The 18,971-nt window shown below is 62.8% G+C and carries 17 protein-coding genes; 16 read left to right on the forward strand and 1 reads right to left on the reverse strand.

Annotation, left to right across the window (positions count from 1 at the left end; all coding sequences use genetic code 11):
• Window positions 1-2: 2 nt before the first annotated feature.
• The 14 genes from MnOB_RS27325 to ispD all read left to right on the forward strand — a co-directional run bounded on the left by MnOB_RS27325 (window position 3) and on the right by ispD (window position 15,926).
• Window positions 3-506 (forward strand): OmpH/Skp family outer membrane protein, encoded by a 504-nt coding sequence (locus tag MnOB_RS27325; RefSeq protein ID WP_077527679.1) that lies wholly within the window; start codon window positions 3-5, stop codon window positions 504-506.
• Window positions 506-1,567: a UDP-3-O-(3-hydroxymyristoyl)glucosamine N-acyltransferase gene (gene lpxD / locus MnOB_RS27330; protein ID WP_107504141.1), complete on the forward strand. Its 1,062-nt coding sequence runs from the start codon at window positions 506-508 to the stop codon at window positions 1,565-1,567. The genes MnOB_RS27325 and lpxD overlap by 1 nt, the downstream gene beginning before the upstream one ends.
• 48 nt (window positions 1,568-1,615) lie before the next feature.
• A complete protein-coding gene (gene fabZ / locus MnOB_RS27335) occupies window positions 1,616-2,056 on the forward strand; it encodes a 3-hydroxyacyl-ACP dehydratase FabZ (protein WP_077527680.1) in 441 nt (146 codons plus the stop codon).
• Entirely contained in the window at window positions 2,053-2,829 is a 777-nt protein-coding gene (lpxA, locus tag MnOB_RS27340) for an acyl-ACP--UDP-N-acetylglucosamine O-acyltransferase (protein ID WP_077527681.1), read from the forward strand. Before fabZ ends, lpxA begins: the two co-directional genes overlap by 4 nt.
• Before the next feature lie 4 nt (window positions 2,830-2,833).
• The gene (gene lpxB / locus MnOB_RS27345) at window positions 2,834-3,967 is read left to right on the forward strand and encodes a lipid-A-disaccharide synthase (RefSeq protein ID WP_077527682.1); all 1,134 of its coding nucleotides are present in this window, start codon (window positions 2,834-2,836) and stop codon (window positions 3,965-3,967) included.
• The gene (rnhB, locus tag MnOB_RS27350) at window positions 3,967-4,569 is read left to right on the forward strand and encodes a ribonuclease HII (protein ID WP_077527683.1); all 603 of its coding nucleotides are present in this window, start codon (window positions 3,967-3,969) and stop codon (window positions 4,567-4,569) included. The genes lpxB and rnhB overlap by 1 nt, the downstream gene beginning before the upstream one ends.
• Before the next feature lie 106 nt (window positions 4,570-4,675).
• Window positions 4,676-8,200: a DNA polymerase III subunit alpha gene (gene dnaE, locus MnOB_RS27355; protein ID WP_077527684.1), complete on the forward strand. Its 3,525-nt coding sequence runs from the start codon at window positions 4,676-4,678 to the stop codon at window positions 8,198-8,200.
• A 127-nt stretch (window positions 8,201-8,327) separates the two neighbouring features.
• Window positions 8,328-9,278, forward strand: coding sequence for an acetyl-CoA carboxylase carboxyl transferase subunit alpha (accA, locus tag MnOB_RS27360; protein ID WP_077527685.1), 951 nt, complete (start codon window positions 8,328-8,330; stop codon window positions 9,276-9,278).
• Window positions 9,279-9,347: 69 nt separating this feature from the next.
• Entirely contained in the window at window positions 9,348-10,664 is a 1,317-nt protein-coding gene (gene tilS, locus MnOB_RS27365) for a tRNA lysidine(34) synthetase TilS (protein ID WP_077527686.1), read from the forward strand.
• Window positions 10,665-10,836: 172 nt separating this feature from the next.
• Window positions 10,837-12,468: a CTP synthase gene (locus MnOB_RS27370; RefSeq protein WP_077527687.1), complete on the forward strand. Its 1,632-nt coding sequence runs from the start codon at window positions 10,837-10,839 to the stop codon at window positions 12,466-12,468.
• 3 nt (window positions 12,469-12,471) lie between these two features.
• Window positions 12,472-13,317, forward strand: coding sequence for a 3-deoxy-8-phosphooctulonate synthase (kdsA, locus tag MnOB_RS27375; RefSeq protein ID WP_077527688.1), 846 nt, complete (start codon window positions 12,472-12,474; stop codon window positions 13,315-13,317).
• Window positions 13,318-13,461: 144 nt separating this feature from the next.
• Window positions 13,462-14,751: a phosphopyruvate hydratase gene (gene eno / locus MnOB_RS27380; protein ID WP_077527689.1), complete on the forward strand. Its 1,290-nt coding sequence runs from the start codon at window positions 13,462-13,464 to the stop codon at window positions 14,749-14,751.
• 183 nt (window positions 14,752-14,934) lie between these two features.
• Window positions 14,935-15,219 (forward strand): cell division protein FtsB, encoded by a 285-nt coding sequence (ftsB, locus tag MnOB_RS27385; RefSeq protein WP_077527690.1) that lies wholly within the window; start codon window positions 14,935-14,937, stop codon window positions 15,217-15,219.
• Window positions 15,216-15,926: a 2-C-methyl-D-erythritol 4-phosphate cytidylyltransferase gene (gene ispD / locus MnOB_RS27390; RefSeq protein WP_077527691.1), complete on the forward strand. Its 711-nt coding sequence runs from the start codon at window positions 15,216-15,218 to the stop codon at window positions 15,924-15,926. The genes ftsB and ispD overlap by 4 nt, the downstream gene beginning before the upstream one ends.
• On the opposite strand, the gene MnOB_RS27395 is transcribed toward ispD, so the two are convergent.
• On the reverse strand, window positions 15,902-16,816 hold the full coding sequence (locus MnOB_RS27395) for a LysR substrate-binding domain-containing protein (RefSeq protein ID WP_077527692.1): 915 nt from the start codon (window positions 16,814-16,816) through the stop codon (window positions 15,902-15,904). The two genes, ispD and MnOB_RS27395, sit on opposite strands and share 25 nt — an antisense overlap.
• 103 nt (window positions 16,817-16,919) lie before the next feature.
• Between MnOB_RS27395 and MnOB_RS27400 the strand changes: the two genes are divergently transcribed.
• Window positions 16,920-18,032 (forward strand): S-(hydroxymethyl)glutathione dehydrogenase/class III alcohol dehydrogenase, encoded by a 1,113-nt coding sequence (locus MnOB_RS27400; RefSeq protein WP_077527693.1) that lies wholly within the window; start codon window positions 16,920-16,922, stop codon window positions 18,030-18,032.
• 66 nt (window positions 18,033-18,098) lie between these two features.
• Complete coding sequence (fghA, locus tag MnOB_RS27405) at window positions 18,099-18,944, forward strand: S-formylglutathione hydrolase (protein ID WP_077527694.1); 846 nt, start codon at window positions 18,099-18,101, stop codon at window positions 18,942-18,944.
• Window positions 18,945-18,971: the final 27 nt, after the last annotated feature.

Genomic DNA, 18,971 nt, shown 5'->3' on the forward strand with positions numbered 1-18,971 from the left:
TCGTGCGTAAGTTGACTCAATTCGTTCTGGTTGCCGCTGCCATGCTGGCGACTCCGGCCTTCGCGGAAATGAAGATCGCGGTACTCAACTATCAAATGGCCCTGCTCGAATCCGACGCCGCCAAGAAATACGCGGTCGACGCCGAGAAGAAATTCGGTCCGCAGCTGAACAAGCTGAAAACCCTGGAGAGCGACGCCAAGCGCATCCAGGACCGTCTGGTGAAAGACGGCGAGAAGATGCAACAAGCCGAGCGCGAGCGCCTGGAGCTTGAGTTCAAGCAGAAGGCGCGCGATTTCCAGTTCCAGTCCAAGGAACTGAACGAAGCCAAGGCCGTTGCTGACCGTGACATGCTCAAGCAACTCAAGCCGAAGCTGGACAAGGCTGTTGAAGAAGTCCTGAAGCAAGGCAGCTATGACCTGGTGCTGGAGCGTGGTGCTGTGGTTGACGTCAAGCCTCAGTACGACATCACCCGCCAAGTCATCGAGCGCATGAACCAGCAGCGTTGATGATGACGACTCCGGTCTTCACTCTGGGCCAACTGGCTGCGCGTCTCGGAGCCACCGTGCGTGGTTCCGAGGAAAAGGCAATTACCGGCCTGGCTACCTTGCATGAGGCCGGTCCTGGCCACCTCAGCTTCCTGGCCAATCCGCAGTACCGCAAATTCCTTGCTGACAGTAAGGCTGGAGCGGTATTGCTGACCCCGGCTGACGCCGAGGGCTTTGCCGGCGACGCGCTGGTGGTGCCGAATCCCTACCTGGCCTACGCCGAGCTCTCCCACCTGTTCGATCCGAAGCCCAAGGCCCAGCCAGGCGTCCATCCGACCGCAGTGGTCGCATCCGATGCCAAGGTGGATCCGAGCGCGAGCATCGGTGCTTATGCGGTGATCGAATCCGGGGCGCAGATCGGCGCTGGCGTGACCCTCGGCGCCCATTGCGTGGTAGGTGCCCGCACCGTGATCGGTGAAGGTGGTTGGCTGGCGCCCCGCGTTACGCTCTATCACGACGTGAAGATCGGCAAGCGTGTGGTGATCCAGTCCGGTGCCGTGATCGGCGGCGAGGGCTTTGGTTTCGCCAATGAAAAGGGCGTGTGGCAGAAGATCGCGCAGATCGGCGGCGTGACCCTGGGCGACGACGTGGAAGTGGGGGCCAACACCACCATCGACCGTGGTGCCCTCTCCGATACCCTTATCGGCAATGGCGTGAAGCTGGATAACCAGATCATGATCGCGCACAACGTACAGGTGGGTGACAACACCGCCATGGCCGGCTGCGTGGGCATTTCCGGCAGCACCAAGATTGGCCGCAACTGCATGATCGCCGGCGGCGTGGGCATGGTTGGCCATATCGAGGTCTGCGACAACGTGTTCGTCACCGGCATGACCATGGTGACTCGCAATATCACCGAGCCGGGTGCCTATTCTTCCGGTACCGCGATGCAGACCGCCGCGGATTGGAAGAAGAGCGCTGCCCGGATCCGCCAGTTGGACGACATGGCGCGTCGTCTGCAGCAACTGGAAAAACGCCTGGCGGCAGTGACCCCGGGCGGGGATGCTTCATCAGAAGCGTGATTCACGCAGCGCCGTGCATCCCCAATCCTCTGAAAAGGCTCCAGGAACATGATGGACATCAACGAGATTCGCGAATATCTGCCGCACCGCTACCCTTTCCTCCTGGTAGATCGGGTGGTGGAGCTGGATGTTGAAGGCAAGCGCATTCGCGCCTACAAGAATGTCAGCATCAACGAGCCCTTCTTCAACGGCCACTTCCCGCAGCATCCGATCATGCCGGGTGTGCTGATCATCGAGGCCATGGCCCAGGCGGCCGGCATCCTTGGTTTCAAGATGCTCGACGTCAAGCCTGCGGACGGCACGCTCTACTACTTCGTGGGTTCCGACAAGCTGCGCTTCCGCCAGCCCGTGCTGCCGGGTGATCAACTGATCCTCAGCGCGCAGTTCCTCAGCGTCAAACGCGGCATCTGGAAGTTCGACTGCCATGCCAGCGTCGATGGCAAGGAAGTATGCTCGGCCGAGATCATCTGTGCGGAACGCAAACTATGAGTTTGATTGACCCTCGCGCCATTATCGATCCGGCAGCCACGCTGGCGGATGGAGTTCAGGTCGGCCCCTGGTCGATCATTGGACCCGATGTGGAAATCGGCGAGGGGACCGTGGTCGGACCGCATGTGGTCATCAAGGGACCGACCCGTATTGGCAAGCACAATCGCATCTACCAGTTCTCTTCGGTGGGTGAAGATACGCCGGACCTGAAGTACAAGGGTGAACCCACCCGTCTGGTGATCGGTGACCACAATGTGATCCGCGAAGGCGTGACCATCCATCGTGGCACCGTGCAGGACCGCTCCGAGACCACCATCGGCGACCACAACCTGCTGATGGCCTACGTGCATATCGGTCACGACAGCGTGATCGCCAATCATTGCATCCTGGTGAACAACACCGCGCTGGCCGGCCACGTGCATGTGGACGATTGGGCGATCCTCTCCGGCTATACCCTGGTCCACCAGTTCTGCCGTATCGGCGCCCACAGTTTCTCCGGCATGGGCACGGCCATCGGCAAGGACGTTCCGGCATACGTCACGGTCTTCGGCAACCCGGCCGAAGCCCGCAGCATGAACTTCGAAGGCATGCGCCGCCGTGGCTTCAGCGCTGAAGCTATCGCCGCCCTGCGCCGTGCCTACAAGGTGGTTTATCGCCAGGGTTTGACCGTGGAGCAGGCACTCGCCGAGCTGGCCGAGTCCTCTGCACAGTTCCCAGAAGTGGCTGTTTTCCGCGACTCCATTCAGTCCTCGACCCGCGGCATTACTCGCTGACCACATGAATCGTCCATTGCGCATCGCGCTGGTTGCCGGCGAGGCGTCCGGCGATATCCTCGGCTCCACCCTGATGCACGCGCTCAAGGCGCGCCACCCCGATGCCCAGTTCATTGGCGTTGGTGGCCCGCGCATGCAGGCAGAGGGGCTGGAATCCTATTTCCCCATGGAACGCCTGGCGGTCATGGGCCTGGTGGAAGTGCTCGGGCGCCTGCCGGAACTGCTGGCGCGTCGCCGGCGGCTCATCCAGACCCTGATTGACGAGCGCCCCGATGTTTTCATCGGCATCGATGCCCCTGATTTCACCCTTGGCGTCGAGCTCAAGCTTCGTCGTGCCGGTATCAAGACCGTGCACTACGTCAGCCCTTCGGTCTGGGCCTGGCGGCAGAAACGCGTCCTGAAGATCCGCGAAGGCTGCGATCTGATGCTTACGCTCTTCCCCTTCGAAGCACGTTTCTACGAAGAGAAGGGCGTTCCGGTCCGATTCGTGGGCCATCCGCTGGCCGATGCCATCCCCCTGGAGGCCGACCGTGCCGCTGCGCGCATGGCGTTGGACTTGCCTGAGGACTCGCCCGTAGTGGCGCTGCTGCCTGGTAGTCGCGGTGGTGAAGTCGGCAAGCTGGGGGCGTTGTTCCTCGATGCCGCCGAGCGTCTGCGTTCGATTCGTCCCGGAATTTGCTTCGTCCTGCCTTGTGCCAGCCCGGAGCGTCGGGTGCAGATCGAGGCGATGCTGGCCGGTCGCGACCTGCCGTTGAAGTTGCTCGACGGCCGTTCCCATGAGGCGCTCGCCGCTTGCGATGCAGTACTGATCGCTTCCGGCACCGCTACCCTGGAGGCGCTGCTGTACAAGCGTCCGATGGTTGTGGCCTATAAGGTGGCGCCGCTGACCTATCGGATTCTCAAGCGCCTGGTGAAAAGTCCCTACGTGTCCTTGCCCAACCTGCTGGCCCAGCGCCTGCTGGTGCCTGAACTGCTGCAGGACGCCGCCACGCCTGAGGCGCTGGCCCAGGCCATTTCGCCGCTGCTCGACGACGGCGAGGTACAGACACATGGCTTCGACGTCATTCATCGCGCCCTGCGCCAGGACGCCTCGCGTGAGGCGGCCGATGCCATCCTGCAATTGATTGGAGTGTCCTGATGCAGCTCGGTCTGGATTTCAGCCTGGTGGAAGAGTTGGTGGCCGGTGTCGACGAAGTCGGCCGTGGCCCGCTCTGTGGTCCGGTGGTGACCGCCGCAGTGATCCTCGACCCGGCACGGCCGATCCTCGGCCTGAACGATTCGAAGAAGCTCTCCGAAGCCCGTCGTGATGCGCTGTTCGACGAAATACGCGAAAAGGCCCTGGCCTGGTGCATCGCGCGCGCCGAGGTGGAAGAGATCGACCAGCTGAATATCCTTCACGCCACCATGCTGGCCATGCAGCGCGCCGTTGAGGGGCTCAGCGTGACGCCGAAACTTGCCCTGATCGACGGCAACCGTTGTCCCAAGCTGAAGGTCCCCAGCGCGCCGGTGGTCAAGGGTGACAGCCAGGTTCCCGCCATTGCCGCCGCCTCTATCCTGGCCAAGGTCAGCCGTGACCGTGAGATGGCTGAGCTGGATGCGCTCTACCCGGGCTACGGCATCGCGGGGCACAAGGGCTACCCTACTGTCATCCACCTGGAGGCCTTGCGCCGTCTGGGTCCCACCGTGATCCATCGGCGTTCCTTCGGCCCGGTCCGAGCGCTGATCGAGGGCGGTTTCTGAGGCGCTCTGTCGCGCCTATCCGCGGCCTTGCCCCAAGCCTGTAGCTTTGTCCGAGGGCCCGGTACAATCCGGGCCTTGTCGTTTTCGCGTTTTGCATAGGACTTCCATGACCGCTTCCTTCGTCCATCTGCGTCTGCATTCCGAATACTCCCTGGTAGACGGCCTGGTACGGGTCAAGCCGCTGATCAAGGCTGTGACGGGAGCGGGTATGCCGGCGGTGGCGATCACCGATCAGAGCAACATGTGCTCGCTGGTGAAGTTCTACAAGACCGCCATGGGCGGCGGGATCAAGCCCATCTGCGGCGCGGACATCTGGCTGGCCAGCCCCTTCGAGGATGGTCCCTTGAGCCGCATGACCCTGCTGGCGATGAACGCCAAGGGGTATCGCAACCTGACCGAACTGATTTCCCGCGGCTGGTCCGACGGCCAGAGCAATGGCCTGGTGATCATCCAGCGCGACTGGGTAAAAGAGGCTGCTGAAGGCCTGATCGCCCTGTCCGGTGCCAAAGAGGGTGAGATCGGCATGGCCCTCCTCAACAATGACCCGGCGAGCGCCGAGGCCATGCTGGCCGAGTGGCAGGCCGTCTTCCCTGATCGCTTCTACCTGGAGCTGCAGCGTACTTCCCGCGTCAACGACGAGGAACATGTGCATGCCGCCGTTGCTCTCGCCGCCCGTTGCGGTGCGCCGCTGGTGGCCACTAATGACGTGCGCTTCATCAAGGACGGCGATTTCGAGGCCCACGAGACCCGCGTCTGCATCGGCGAGGGCCGCGTCCTCGATGACCCGCGCCGTCCGCGTAACTACTCCGACCAGCAATACCTCAAGTCGCCCGAGGAAATGGCCGAGCTGTTCGCCGACATTCCTGAGGCGCTGGAAAACACCGTCGAGATCGCCAAGCGCTGCAACATCGAAGTGCAGTTGGGCAAGCACTTCCTGCCTGACTTCCCCACGCCCAACGGCATGAGCATCGGCGACTACCTGCGCCATGCCTCCTATGAAGGGCTGGAAGAGCGCCTGCTGGTGCTCTGGCCGAAGGAAACCACGCCTGATTACGAAGAGAAACGCCAGCTCTACATCGATCGCCTGGAGTTCGAACTCGGCACCATCATCCAGATGGGCTTCCCCGGTTACTTCCTGATCGTTGCGGACTTCATCCAGTGGGCCAAGAACAACGGCGTGCCGGTGGGACCGGGACGGGGCTCGGGTGCCGGCAGCCTGGTTGCCTATGTGCTGAAGATCACCGACCTCGACCCATTGGCCTACGACCTGCTGTTCGAGCGCTTCCTCAACCCCGAGCGGGTATCCATGCCCGACTTCGACGTCGACTTCTGCATGGACGGCCGCGACCGGGTGATCGACTACGTGGCCGACAAGTACGGGCGCAATGCGGTCAGCCAGATCATCACCTTCGGCTCCATGGCTGCCAAGGCGGTGGTGCGCGACGTGGCACGGGTGCAGGGCAAGTCCTATGGTTTGGCTGATCGCCTGTCGAAGATGATCCCCTTCGAAGTGGGCATGACCCTGGAGGCGGCGTTCAACCAGGAAGAAGTGCTGCGGGACTTCCTCAAGGTGGACGAAGAAGCCCAGGAAATCTGGGACATGGCCCTCAAGCTGGAAGGCATCACCCGGGGTACCGGCAAGCACGCCGGCGGTGTGGTTATCGCGCCGACCAAGCTCACCGACTTCTCGCCGATCGCCTGTGATGAAGAGGGCGCCGGCCTGGTGACCCAGTTCGACAAGGACGACGTGGAAGCCGCCGGCTTGGTGAAGTTCGACTTCCTCGGCCTGCGTACCCTGACGATCATCAAGTGGGCCATGGAGATGATCAACCGGGAGCAGGAGAAGCTGGGCAAGCCCCTGGTCGATATCGACCGTATCCCGCTGGACGACAAGAAGACCTACGACATGCTGCAGAAGGCGGAGACCACCGCGGTCTTCCAGCTTGAATCGCGCGGCATGAAGGAGCTGATCAAGAAGCTCAAGCCCGACTGCCTCGAAGACATGATCGCCCTGGTGGCGCTGTTCCGTCCGGGCCCGCTGCAGTCCGGCATGGTGGATGACTTCATCAACCGCAAGCACGGCCGTGCCGAGCTCTCCTACCCGCACCCCGACTACCAGTACGCGGGTCTCGAGCCTGTCCTCAAGCCCACCTACGGCATCATCCTGTACCAGGAACAGGTGATGCAGATCGCCCAGGTGATGGCGGGATACACCCTCGGCGGTGCAGACATGCTCCGCCGCGCCATGGGTAAGAAGAAGCCCGAGGAAATGGCCAAGCAGCGTGGCGGTTTCATCGAAGGTTGCTCCAGCAACGGCATCGACTCCAACCTCTCGGGCAACATTTTCGACCTGGTGGAAAAGTTCGCCGGCTACGGCTTCAACAAATCCCACTCCGCCGCCTACGGCTGGGTTTCCTACCAGACCGCCTGGCTCAAGGCACATTTCCCGGCACCCTTCATGGCCGCGGTACTCACTGCGGATATGCACAACACCGACAAGGTGGTGACGCTGATCGAAGAATGCCGGCACATGAAGCTGCGCATCGTCGCCCCCGACGTGAACAACTCCGAGTATCGCTTCGCCGTCGACAATGACGGCCAGATCGTCTACGGCCTGGGCGCCATCAAAGGCGTGGGCGAAGGTCCGGTGGAGGCGATTACGGAATGCCGCGCCGAAGGTGGTCCGTTCAAGGACCTGTTCGACTTCTGCAACCGCGTCGACCTCAAACGCATCAACAAGCGCACCCTGGAAGCCCTGATTCGGGGCGGTGCCCTCGATCGTCTCGGTCCGTTCTTCAGCAACGAGCCCAAGGCCTATCAGGCTGGCATCGACCGCAACCGCGCGGTGCTGCTGACAGCCATGGAGGAAGCCATCCAGGCGGCGGAGCAGACCGCGCGTAGCCATGACAGTGGCCATATGGACCTCTTCGGCGGCGTGTTCGCCGAGCCTGAGGCCGATATGTACGCCAACCACCGCAACGCCAAGGAGCTGTCCCTCAAGGAGCGCCTGAAGGGCGAGAAGGAAACCCTGGGGCTGTACCTCACCGGTCACCCGATCGACGAGTACGAAGGCGAGATCCGCCGTTTCGCCCGCCAGCGTATCGTCGAGCTCAAGCCTGCTCGTGACACCCAGATCATCGCCGGTCTGATCGTCAACCTGCGGGTAATGAAGAACAAGAAGGGCGACAAGATGGGCTTCATCACCCTCGATGATCGCTCAGGCCGCATCGAAGCCTCGCTCTTCGCCGATGCCTTCAACGTTGCCCAGGGTCTACTGCAGACCGACGCCCTGGTGGTGGTGGAAGGGGAGGTCAGCCATGACGACTTCTCCGGCGGCCTGCGCTTGCGCGCCAAGCGTGTGCTGAGCCTGGAAGAGGCGCGTACCGGCCTGGCTGAGAGCCTGCGCATGAAAGTGGATTTCAGCGCCCTGCAAGGTGATCGTTTGCGCTGGCTGGCCGAGCTTTGCGGTCGCCATCGCGGCTCCTGCCCGCTGACCCTGGACTACAGCGGCAACGACGCGAAGGCTGTGCTGCAGTTCGGCGACAACTGGCGAATCGCACCGGCTGACGCTTTGATTCAGGCATTGCGTGACCAGTTCGGGCGCGACAACGTCTTCCTGCACTACCGCTGATGCGAACGTGACTGCACGCTCGCAGCGGCCCGATTTCGATTTGATCTCGACCCGAACGCGCCCGATCCCTTAAGGTAGGGCGCCAAATGGAACCAGCCGCCTGGCCCCAAGCGCACGACGGAAGCCTATGAACCCGAACTTTCTGGATTTCGAACAGCCCATCGCCGATCTGCAAGCCAAGATCGAGGAGCTGCGTCTGGTCGGTAACGACAACGCCCTGAACATCACCGACGAGATCTCCCGCCTGCAGGAGAAGAGCAGCGCGCTCACCGAAAGCATCTTCGGCAATCTCACCAGCTGGCAGATCGCCCAGCTGGCGCGCCATCCGCGTCGGCCCTACACCCTCGACTACATCGAGCACATCTTCACCGAGTTCGACGAGCTGCACGGCGATCGTCATTTCTCCGACGACGCCGCTATCGTTGGCGGGGTTGCCCGTCTGAACGACGAGCCGGTCATGATCATCGGCCACCAGAAGGGCCGTGAGGTGCGTGAGAAGGTCCGCCGCAACTTCGGCATGCCGCGTCCCGAGGGTTACCGCAAGGCCTGCCGCCTGATGGAAATGGCCGAGCGTTTCAAGATGCCGATCCTGACCTTCATCGACACCCCCGGCGCCTACCCGGGTATCGATGCCGAGGAGCGCGGCCAGAGCGAAGCCATCGCCTGGAACCTGCGTGTCATGTCCCGTCTGAAGACCCCGATCATCGCCACTGTGATTGGTGAGGGTGGTTCCGGTGGTGCGCTGGCCATTGGTGTCTGCGACCGCCTGAACATGCTGCAGTACTCCACCTACTCGGTGATTTCGCCCGAAGGCTGTGCATCCATCCTGTGGAAAACGGCCGAGAAGGCTCCGGATGCGGCCGAGGCCATGGGCATCACCGCCGAACGCCTGAAAGGGCTGGGCATTGTCGACAAGGTGATTGCCGAGCCTCTGGGCGGCGCCCACCGTGATCCGGCCGCCACTGCCGAGTCGATCCGCAAGGAACTCTCCGAGCAACTGAAGACCCTGCAGAAGCTCGGCAATGAGGATCTGCTGGCGCGTCGTTACGATCGTCTGATGAGCTACGGCGTAGCCTGATCCCGCTTCAGGCTGCAAAGATCGGGCCCCGGCTTTAAGCTTGGGGCCCGATTTCGTTTTGAGCAGCCCATGTCCCTTGAGTCCCGCCTCCTGACCGCCCTGGCCCCCTGGCGCCATGCGCCGGCCTGGCACGTCGCCTTCTCTGGCGGACTCGACTCCACCGTCCTGCTTCATTTGTTGGCGCGTCTCGCCCTTCGCGAAACCCTGCCACCGCTATCCGCCATCCATGTCCATCACGGCCTGCAGGCCGCAGCCGATGCCTGGCCAGAACATTGCCAACGTGTCTGCGACGCATTGGGCGTGCCGCTCAAGGTGCTGCGGGTGACTGTCGACACCGGGCCAAGCCTGGAGCGTGCCGCACGGGATGCGCGCTATGCCGCATTCGTTGGCCAGCTGCGAGCGGGGGAGGTGCTCCTCAGCGCCCAGCATCGGGACGACCAGGCGGAAACGCTGCTTTTCCGACTGTTGCGTGGTGCCGGTGTACGTGGGCTGGCGGGTATGCCACTGGTCCGGCCCCTCGGGTTGGGCAGCCTGGTCAGGCCGCTGCTGCAGGCGTCGCGTGCCGAGCTGGAAGCCTATGCTCGCGACGAAGGGATCGACTGGGTGGACGACCCCAGCAATTCGGATACTTCCCTCGCGCGCAATTTCCTCCGCCGCGATGTGTTTCCTGTGCTGTTGTCTCGCTGGCCGAGGGCGAGGGAAAGCCTGGCCCGCAGCGCAGAGCACATGGCTGAGGCGGAAGAGCTGCTGGGCGAACTGGCCCAGGCCGACCTGCAGCGCGCCCAGGCTGGCAGCGATTTCCCCTGGCTGCCGCTGCCGTCCCTCGACTTGAGCGTGCTGGCGTCGTTGTCGCCGCCGCGGCAGCGCAACGCCCTGCGTTACTGGCTGGCGAAGTTCACGCCGCTACCGGACAGCAATCATTGGGCTGGATGGGAAGACCTGCGCGATGCGGCCGCCGATACGACGCCGATCTGGCGTCTTACCTCGGGCGAGCTGCACCGAGCCGACGGACGGTTGTGGTGGCTGTCCGGGGAATGGCTCGTGGTGCCGGAGCGCGATCTTCCCTGGCCCGATCCTGCTCTGTCGCTCGAACTGCCGGGCAACGGCGAGCTGAGTCTGTTGGGGTCGCCGCCGGCCGGCAGGCTCGAAGTTCGCTATCGGCGGGGAGGTGAGGTACTGGAGCTGGCGGGGCGAGGACGTCGTGACCTCAAGCGGTTGCTCAACGAGTCTCGACTGCCCGTTTTTGTCCGCGGCCGATTGCCGCTGCTGTTCGTCGATGGTGAGCTGGTGGCCGTCGCCAACCTTACGGAGCTGGACAGTCGGGGGGCGGGTAGTGGGCAGCTGCGCTGGTCGCCACCGACGAGTGACCAAGGTTTGAGCTGGTAGGGTCTTTCCGGTAGACTACGCTCCCGTCTTACATAGCTTTCGCTGATTCCTTCGGAATCGGCGGTAGTTGCTTTTGAAGCAGCGCCCAGTTGCGCTCCATGGTTGAAGGCCATAGCCCTTCATCGCTTTCCCCGGCGGCATTCCGCCTAAACGCAGACTTCTAGGGTTTTTCATGACGCGCTACATCTTCGTCACGGGTGGTGTTGTTTCTTCTTTGGGGAAAGGCATCGCCTCGGCATCCTTGGCCGCCATTCTGGAAGCGCGGGGACTGAAGGTCACCATGCTCAAGCTCGACCCGTACATCAACGTGGACCCGGGTACCATGAGCCCCTTCCAGCACGGTGAAGTCTTCGTGACCGAGGACGGCGCCGAGACCGATCTCGATCTGGGTCACTACGAGCGCTTCGTGAGCACCACGATGACCCAGAACAACAACTTCACCACCGGCCGCGTTTACGCCGATGTGCTGCGCAAGGAGCGCCGTGGTGACTACCTGGGTGCCACCATCCAGGTGATTCCGCACATCACCGACGAGATCAAGCACCGCATCATCAAGGGTGCTGCAGGCGCGGACGTGGCCCTCGTGGAAATCGGCGGCACCGTGGGTGACATCGAGTCCCAGCCCTTCCTCGAAGCCATCCGCCAGCTGCGCGTGGAAGTGGGCGCCAAGCGCGCCATGCTGATGCACCTGACCCTGGTCCCCTACATCGCCACCGCTGGCGAGACCAAGACCAAGCCGACCCAGCACTCCGTAAAGGAGCTGCGCTCCATCGGCCTGCAGCCTGATGTGCTGGTCTGCCGTTCCGACCATGACGTCGACCTGTCCTCCCGTCGCAAGATCGCCCTGTTCACCAACGTGGAAGAGCGCGCGGTGATCTCCCTGCAGGACGTCGATACCATCTACAAGATTCCGTCCGTGCTGCACGCCCAGGGCCTGGACGATTTCGTCGTCGAGCGCTTCGGCCTGCAATGCGGCAGTGCCGACCTCTCCGAGTGGGACCGCGTGGTGGATGCCAAGCTGAACCCCGAGAAGGAAGTCACCATCGCCATGGTCGGCAAGTACATGGAATTGCTGGACGCGTACAAGTCGCTGATCGAAGCGATGAGCCACGCTGGCATCCAGAGCCGCACCAAGGTGAACCTGCGCTACATCGACTCCGAAGACATCGAAACCCAGGGCACCAGCCTGCTGGAAGGCGTCGACGCCATCCTGGTTCCGGGTGGATTCGGCCTGCGCGGTGTGGAAGGCAAGATATCCACCGTGCGTTTCGCCCGCGAGAACAAGATTCCCTACCTCGGCATCTGCCTCGGCATGCAGGTTGCGGTCATCGAATATGCCCGCAACGTACTGGGCTGGACCGACGCCAACTCCACCGAATTCGACAAGTCCAGCGGCCACCCGGTCGTGGGCCTGATCACCGAGTGGGAAGACGCCACCGGCGCCACCGAAATCCGTACCGAAGCCTCGGACCTGGGCGGCACCATGCGCCTCGGCGCCCAGGCTTGCCAGCTGGAGAACGGCTCCCTGGTGCACGATTGCTATGGCAAGGACGAGATCGTCGAGCGCCATCGCCATCGCTACGAAGTGAACAACAACCTGCTGCCGCAATTGCAGGAAGCCGGCTTGAAGGTCACCGGCCGCTCTGGCGACGGTGCCCTGGTCGAAGTGGTCGAGGCTCCGGATCATCCGTGGTTCGTCGCGTGCCAGTTCCACCCGGAGTTCACCTCCACGCCGCGTTATGGCCACCCGCTGTTCAGCGGCTTCGTCAACGCCGCCCTGGCGCAGAAAGCGAAGAAGGCCTGACCCATGGCGCAGAAGATCGTCCGCGTCGGCAATATCGAGATCGCCAACGACAAGCCGTTCGTGCTGTTTGGCGGCATGAACGTGCTGGAGTCCCGCGACCTCGCCCTGAAAGTCTGCGAGGAATACGTCAAGGTGACCGAAAAGCTCGGCATCCCCTACGTGTTCAAGGCCAGCTTCGACAAGGCCAACCGCTCCTCGATCAACTCCTTCCGTGGCCCGGGCCTGGAAGAGGGCATGAAGATCTTCGAGGAAGTGAAGAAGACCTTCGGCGTGCCGGTGATCACCGACGTCCATGAGCCCTACCAGGCGGCTCCGGTGGCCGAGGTCTGCGACATCATCCAGTTGCCGGCCTTCCTGTCGCGCCAGACCGACCTCGTGGTCGCCATGGCCAAGACGGGCGCGGTGATCAACATCAAGAAGGCCCAGTTCCTCGCACCCCAGGAGATGAAACACATCCTCACCAAGTGCGAGGAAGCGGGCAACGATCGCCTGATCCTCTGCGAGCGTGGTTCCTCCTTCGGTTACAACAACCTGGTCGTGGACATGCTCGGCTTCGGCGTCATGAAGCAGTTCGAGTACCCGGTTTTCTTCGACGTCACCCACGCCCTGCAAATGCCGGGCGGCCGTGCCGACTCCGCTGGCGGCCGCCGTGCCCAGGTCACCGACCTGGCCAAGGCCGGCATGAGCCAGGGCCTGGCGGGTCTCTTCCTCGAGGCCCATCCGGACCCGGACAACGCCAAGTGCGATGGCCCCTGCGCCTTGCGCCTGAACAAACTCGAACCCTTCCTGTCCCAGCTCAAGCAGTTGGACGACCTGGTCAAGAGTTTTCCGCCGATCGAGACTGCCTGAACGGGCCGATCTCCGGTAAAGTGCCGCTTGGGTACAATCTGACCGATCGGTCAGGACATTCGCCGGGTCAGCCGACCCCGAGGCCCGGCGAATCGCCTCACTTTCTGCTGAGCGTTTTCGTCAACTTTTGGAGTGCTAACAACAATGGCAAAGATCGTCGACATCAAGGGCCGCGAGGTTCTGGACTCCCGTGGCAACCCCACTGTGGAAGCCGATGTGATCCTCGAGAACGGCATCATCGGCAGCGCTTGCGCGCCGTCCGGTGCTTCCACCGGTTCCCGCGAGGCACTGGAACTGCGTGATGGCGACAAGAGCCGTTACCTGGGCAAGGGCGTACTGAAGGCTGTGGGCAACATCAACGGCCCGATCCGCGATCTGCTGCTGGGCAAGGACGCAGCTGACCAGAAAGCCCTCGACCACGCCATGATCGAACTGGACGGTACCGAGAACAAGGCCAAGCTGGGCGCCAACGCCATCCTCGCCGTGTCCCTGGCCGCTGCCAAGGCCGCAGCCCAGGCCAAGGGCGTACCGCTCTACGCCCACATCGCCGACCTGAACGGCACTCCCGGCCAGTACTCCATGCCGGTACCGATGATGAACATCATCAACGGCGGCGAGCACGCCGATAACAACGTCGACATCCAGGAGTTCATGGTGCAGCCGGTTGGCGCCAAGAACTTCGCCGACGCCCTGCGCATGGGCGCCGAGATCTTCCACCACCTGAAAGCCGTGCTGAAGGCCCGTGGCCTGAACACCGCTGTAGGTGACGAGGGTGGTTTCGCCCCGAACCTGGCCTCCAACGAAGACGCCCTGGCTGCCATCGCCGAAGCCGTTGCCAACGCTGGCTACAAGCTGGGTACCGACGTGACCCTGGCTCTGGACTGCGCTTCCAGCGAGTTCTTCAAGGACGGCAAATACGACCTGGCCGGTGAAGGCAAGGTGTTCGACGCCGCTGGCTTCGCCGACTACCTGGCCGGCCTGTCCCAGCGCTTCCCGATCATCTCCATCGAAGACGGCATGGACGAGTCCGACTGGGCTGGCTGGAAAGACCTGACCGACAAGATCGGCGCCAAGGTGCAGCTGGTAGGTGACGACCTGTTCGTGACCAACACCAAGATCCTCAAGGAAGGCATCGAGAAGAACATCGCCAACTCGATCCTGATCAAGTTCAACCAGATCGGCTCCCTGACCGAAACCCTGGAAGCCATCCAGATGGCCAAGGCAGCCGGTTACACCGCGGTAATCTCCCACCGCTCCGGCGAGACCGAAGACAGCACCATCGCCGACCTGGCCGTAGGCACTGCCGCCGGTCAGATCAAAACCGGCTCCCTGTGCCGTTCCGACCGCGTCTCCAAGTACAACCAGCTGCTGCGTATCGAAGAGCAACTGGGCGAGAAAGCGCCGTACCGCGGCCGTGCGGAATTCCGTGGCTGATCGGTTACGGTGATCCATGTTGAAATCAGGCGCTGAATGCATCTTTACTTCATGTAAACTTCGCAGCCACACCTGATTTCTCCTGGCCGGTCGTCTCCCGCCGCGCGGCAGCGACGTAATCCGTTCAGGAATGGTAAAAGGGCAGCGCAAGCTGCCCTTTTCGCATGGATACTCCCTGGCAAAATGACTCGCCCTAACACTTACTGGTTGTTCGTTGTCCTGATCCTGATGCTGGCTGGCCTGCAGTATCGCCTTTGGGTGGGCGACGGGAGCCTGGCGCAGGTCCAGGATCTCCAGCACCAGATTGCCGAACAGAAAGGCGAGAACGAGCGCCTGCTGGAGCGCAACCGCATCCTCGAAGCGGAAGTGATGGAGCTGAAAAAGGGTATGGAGACCGTCGAAGAGCGTGCCCGTCATGAACTGGGCATGGTCAAGGAAGGCGAAACCCTCTACCAGATTTCCGAATGAACCAGGCTGACATTCCCTTCTTCTGGGCGGTGATTCCTGCCGCCGGTGTCGGTGCCCGTATGCGCGCCGACCGTCCCAAGCAGTACCTCGAACTCGCTGGGCGAACCATCCTCGAGCACAGCCTCGATTGCTTCCTCGATCATCCGCAGCTCAAAGGGTTGGTAGTCAGCTTGTCAGTCGATGATCCATACTGGCCGGCGCTTCCCTGCGCCACGGATGAGCGCATCATCCGCGCCGATGGCGGCAAGGAACGCTCGGACTCGGTGCTCAGTGCCCTGTTGCGACTCGCCGAGCATGGCGCCCGAGCCCATGACTGGGTGCTGGTGCATGATGCGGCACGGCCGAACCTGTCGCGCTACGATCTCGACCGGCTGCTGGCCGAGCTGGCGGACGACCCGGTAGGCGGTCTGCTCGCCGTGCCGGCAAGGGATACCTTGAAGCGTGCCGGTGCCGATGGCCGCGTGGCGGAAACCGTGGATCGTAGCCTGATCTGGCAAGCCTACACGCCACAGATGTTCCACTTCGGCGCCCTGCATCGGGCGCTGGCTGATGCCCTGGTCGCAGGCGTCGCCATCACCGACGAAGCCTCTGCGATGGAGTGGGCCGGTAACGCGCCCCGGCTAATCGAGGGCCGCGCCGACAACCTCAAGATCACCCGTCCCGAAGATCTCGACTGGCTGCGTCAGCGCTGGTCCACGCGAGTCTGATCCAGCGCATATTCCGGCCGTTCGGCCAACCCAGCCTTCAATAGTTCAACCAGCTGCCGTACCTTGGGCGATAGATGCCGCTGCTGTGGATAAAGTGCCCAGACTGCCGTATTAGGCGGGCGGTGCTGTTCCAGCAGAGATACCAATGCCCCGCTGCGCAGGTGCTCCAGCACGTAGTAGTCGGGCAGTTGGCACAGGCCGAATCCCCGCAGCGCGGCGCTCAGCACTGCCTGTCCGCTGTTGCAGCGCCAGTTCCCCTGCACCCGCACCGCATGCTCGCGCCCCTGCTGGAGAAAATCCCAATGATCCGCGCTGCCGATCAGGCAGTTGTGCCGCGCCAGCTCCGAAAGACTGTGGGGGCGGCCGTAACGCTCCAGATAGGACGGCGCTGCACAGAGGTACATGACCCGTGGCGCCAGGCGTGTCGCTACCAGTCGCGAATCCTGCAGACGGCCGAGGCGTATCGCCAGGTCGAGGCCTTCGTGCACCAGGTCCAGGGTGCGATTGCTCAGTTCGATGTCCACACGCAACTGTGGATGGCGCGCCATGAACTCGTTGACCAGCGGCACGATGAAGCGCTCGCCGTAGGCCACAGCACAGGTCATGCGCAGCAGGCCCTTGGGTTCGCTGGTGAGGTCGCTCACTGCGCGAAGCGCCTCTTCGCGAGCATCCATGAGGCGTTGGCAGTGCTGCAGGAACGTCTGTCCGGCCTCGGTCAGGGCGACCTTGCGGGTGCTTCGATAGAACAGGCGCGTCTGCAGGCGTTCTTCGAGCCGGGCGATCTGTCGGCTGACATGGGATGAAGAGATACCCAGGCGTTCCGCCGCAGCCGTGAACTGGCCTGTTTCAGCAACCGCGACAAACTCGTCGAGGCCTTCCCAGCGACTCATTGATTATCCCTCCACAGCAATAACGTTTTGCTTTGTGGCGGATTATTTACCATTGGCGGCTCAACTACACTCTTTGGCCATTTCAATCAGCTGGAGAATGACCATGATCAAGTCCCGTGCCGCTGTGGCCTTCGCGCCCAACCAGCCGCTGCAGATCGTCGAAGTCGACGTGGCACCGCCCAGGGCCGGCGAAGTCCTGGTGCGGATCGTGGCCACCGGCGTATGCCACACCGATGCCTACACCTTGTCCGGTGCTGACTCCGAAGGCGTGTTCCCCTGCATTCTCGGCCACGAAGGGGGCGGCATCGTCGAAGCAGTAGGCGAGGGCGTTACCTCGCTGGCGGTGGGCGATCACGTGATTCCGCTCTACACAGCCGAATGCCGCGAGTGCAAGTTCTGCAAATCCGGCAAGACCAACCTGTGCCAGAAAGTGCGCGCCACCCAGGGCAAGGGCCTGATGCCGGACGGCACGTCCCGGTTCAGCTACAACGGCCAGCCGATCTATCACTACATGGGTTGCTCGACTTTCTCCGAGTACACCGTCCTGCCGGAAATTTCCCTGGCGAAGATTCCCAAGGAAGCGCCGCTGGAGAAGGTCTGCCTGCTGGGTTGCGGTGTGACCACCGGTATCGGTGCCGTGCTCAACACCGCCAAGGTGGAAGAGGGGGCTACCGTGGCGATCTTCGGCTTGGGCGGTATCGGCCTCGCTGCGATCATCGGCGCGAAGATGGCCAAGGCCTCCCGCATCATCGCCATCGACATCAACCCGGAGAAGTTCGACGTGGCCCGTGAGCTGGGTGCCACCGACTTCGTCAATCCGAAGGACCATGCCAAGCCGGTCCAGGACGTCATCGTCGAAATGACCGACGGCGGCGTCGACTACAGCTTCGAGTGCGTCGGCAACGTCAACCTGATGCGCGCGGCGCTGGAATGCTGCCACAAGGGTTGGGGCGAGTCCGTCATCATCGGCGTGGCGCCGGCAGGTGCCGAGATCAGCACCCGTCCGTTCCAGTTGGTGACTGGCCGTGTATGGCGCGGTTCTGCCTTTGGCGGTGTGAAAGGCCGCACCGAGCTGCCTAGCTATGTGGACAAGGCGCAGAAGGGCGAGATCCCGCTGGATACCTTCATCACCCACACCATGGGGCTGGACGACATCAACAAGGCCTTCGACCTGATGCATGAAGGCAAGAGCATCCGCTCGGTCGTCCACTACTAATCCGGCGGGGAGCCCGAGGCAGCAAGATATTCGCTTCGGGCGTCCGGCTTCGACGGAGATCGCTCCATGACTCTTGAGATCGTTTCCAGCAACAAGAGCTTTGGCGGATGGCACAAGCGCTACCGTCATCGCTCCACCAGCCTCAATTGCGAGATGGTGTTCGCCGTCTACTTGCCGCCCCAGGCGGAGCAGGGTGGAAAGTTACCGGTGCTCTACTGGCTGTCGGGTCTGACCTGCACCGATGAGAACTTCATGCAGAAGGCCGGCGCGCAGCGCCTGGCGTCGGAGCTGGGGCTGATCATCGTCGCGCCGGACACCAGTCCGCGCGGCGCGGATGTGCCCGGTGACCCGGACAACGCCTGGGATTTCGGGCTAGGCGCGGGCTTCTACCTGAATGCCAGCCAGGAGCCCTATGCACGCCACTACCGCATGCATGACTACGTGGTGCACGAGCTGCCCGCGCTGATTGAGGCCAACTTCCCGGTGTCCGGGAAACGCGGCATCAGCGGCCACTCCATGGGTGGCCACGGTGCCTTGGTTTGCGCACTGCGCAACCCGGGGCGTTATCAGTCGCTGTCTGCATTCGCCCCTATCAGCAATCCCATGGCGTGCCCTTGGGGCGAAAAGGCGTTCAGTCGCTATCTGGGCGACGACCGCGCCCGCTGGCGCGATTGGGACGCCAGCGTGTTGCTGGCCGAGGCGACCGAACGCTTGCCGATCCTGGTGGATCAGGGCGACCGCGATGACTTCCTCGCCAACCAGCTCAAACCCGAGGCCCTGCAGGCGGCTGCCAAGGCGGCCGGGCATCCGTTGACCCTTCGGTTGCAGCCGGGGTACGACCACAGCTACTACTTCATCGCCAGCTTCATTGGCGACCACCTGAAGCATCACGCTGCGGCCCTCAAGGGCTAAGCGTCGGCAAAATGGGTAGAATCACGC

The sequence above is a fragment of the Metapseudomonas resinovorans genome, from assembly GCF_002003485.1.
Classification (GTDB): Bacteria; Pseudomonadota; Gammaproteobacteria; order Pseudomonadales; family Pseudomonadaceae; genus Metapseudomonas; species Metapseudomonas resinovorans_D.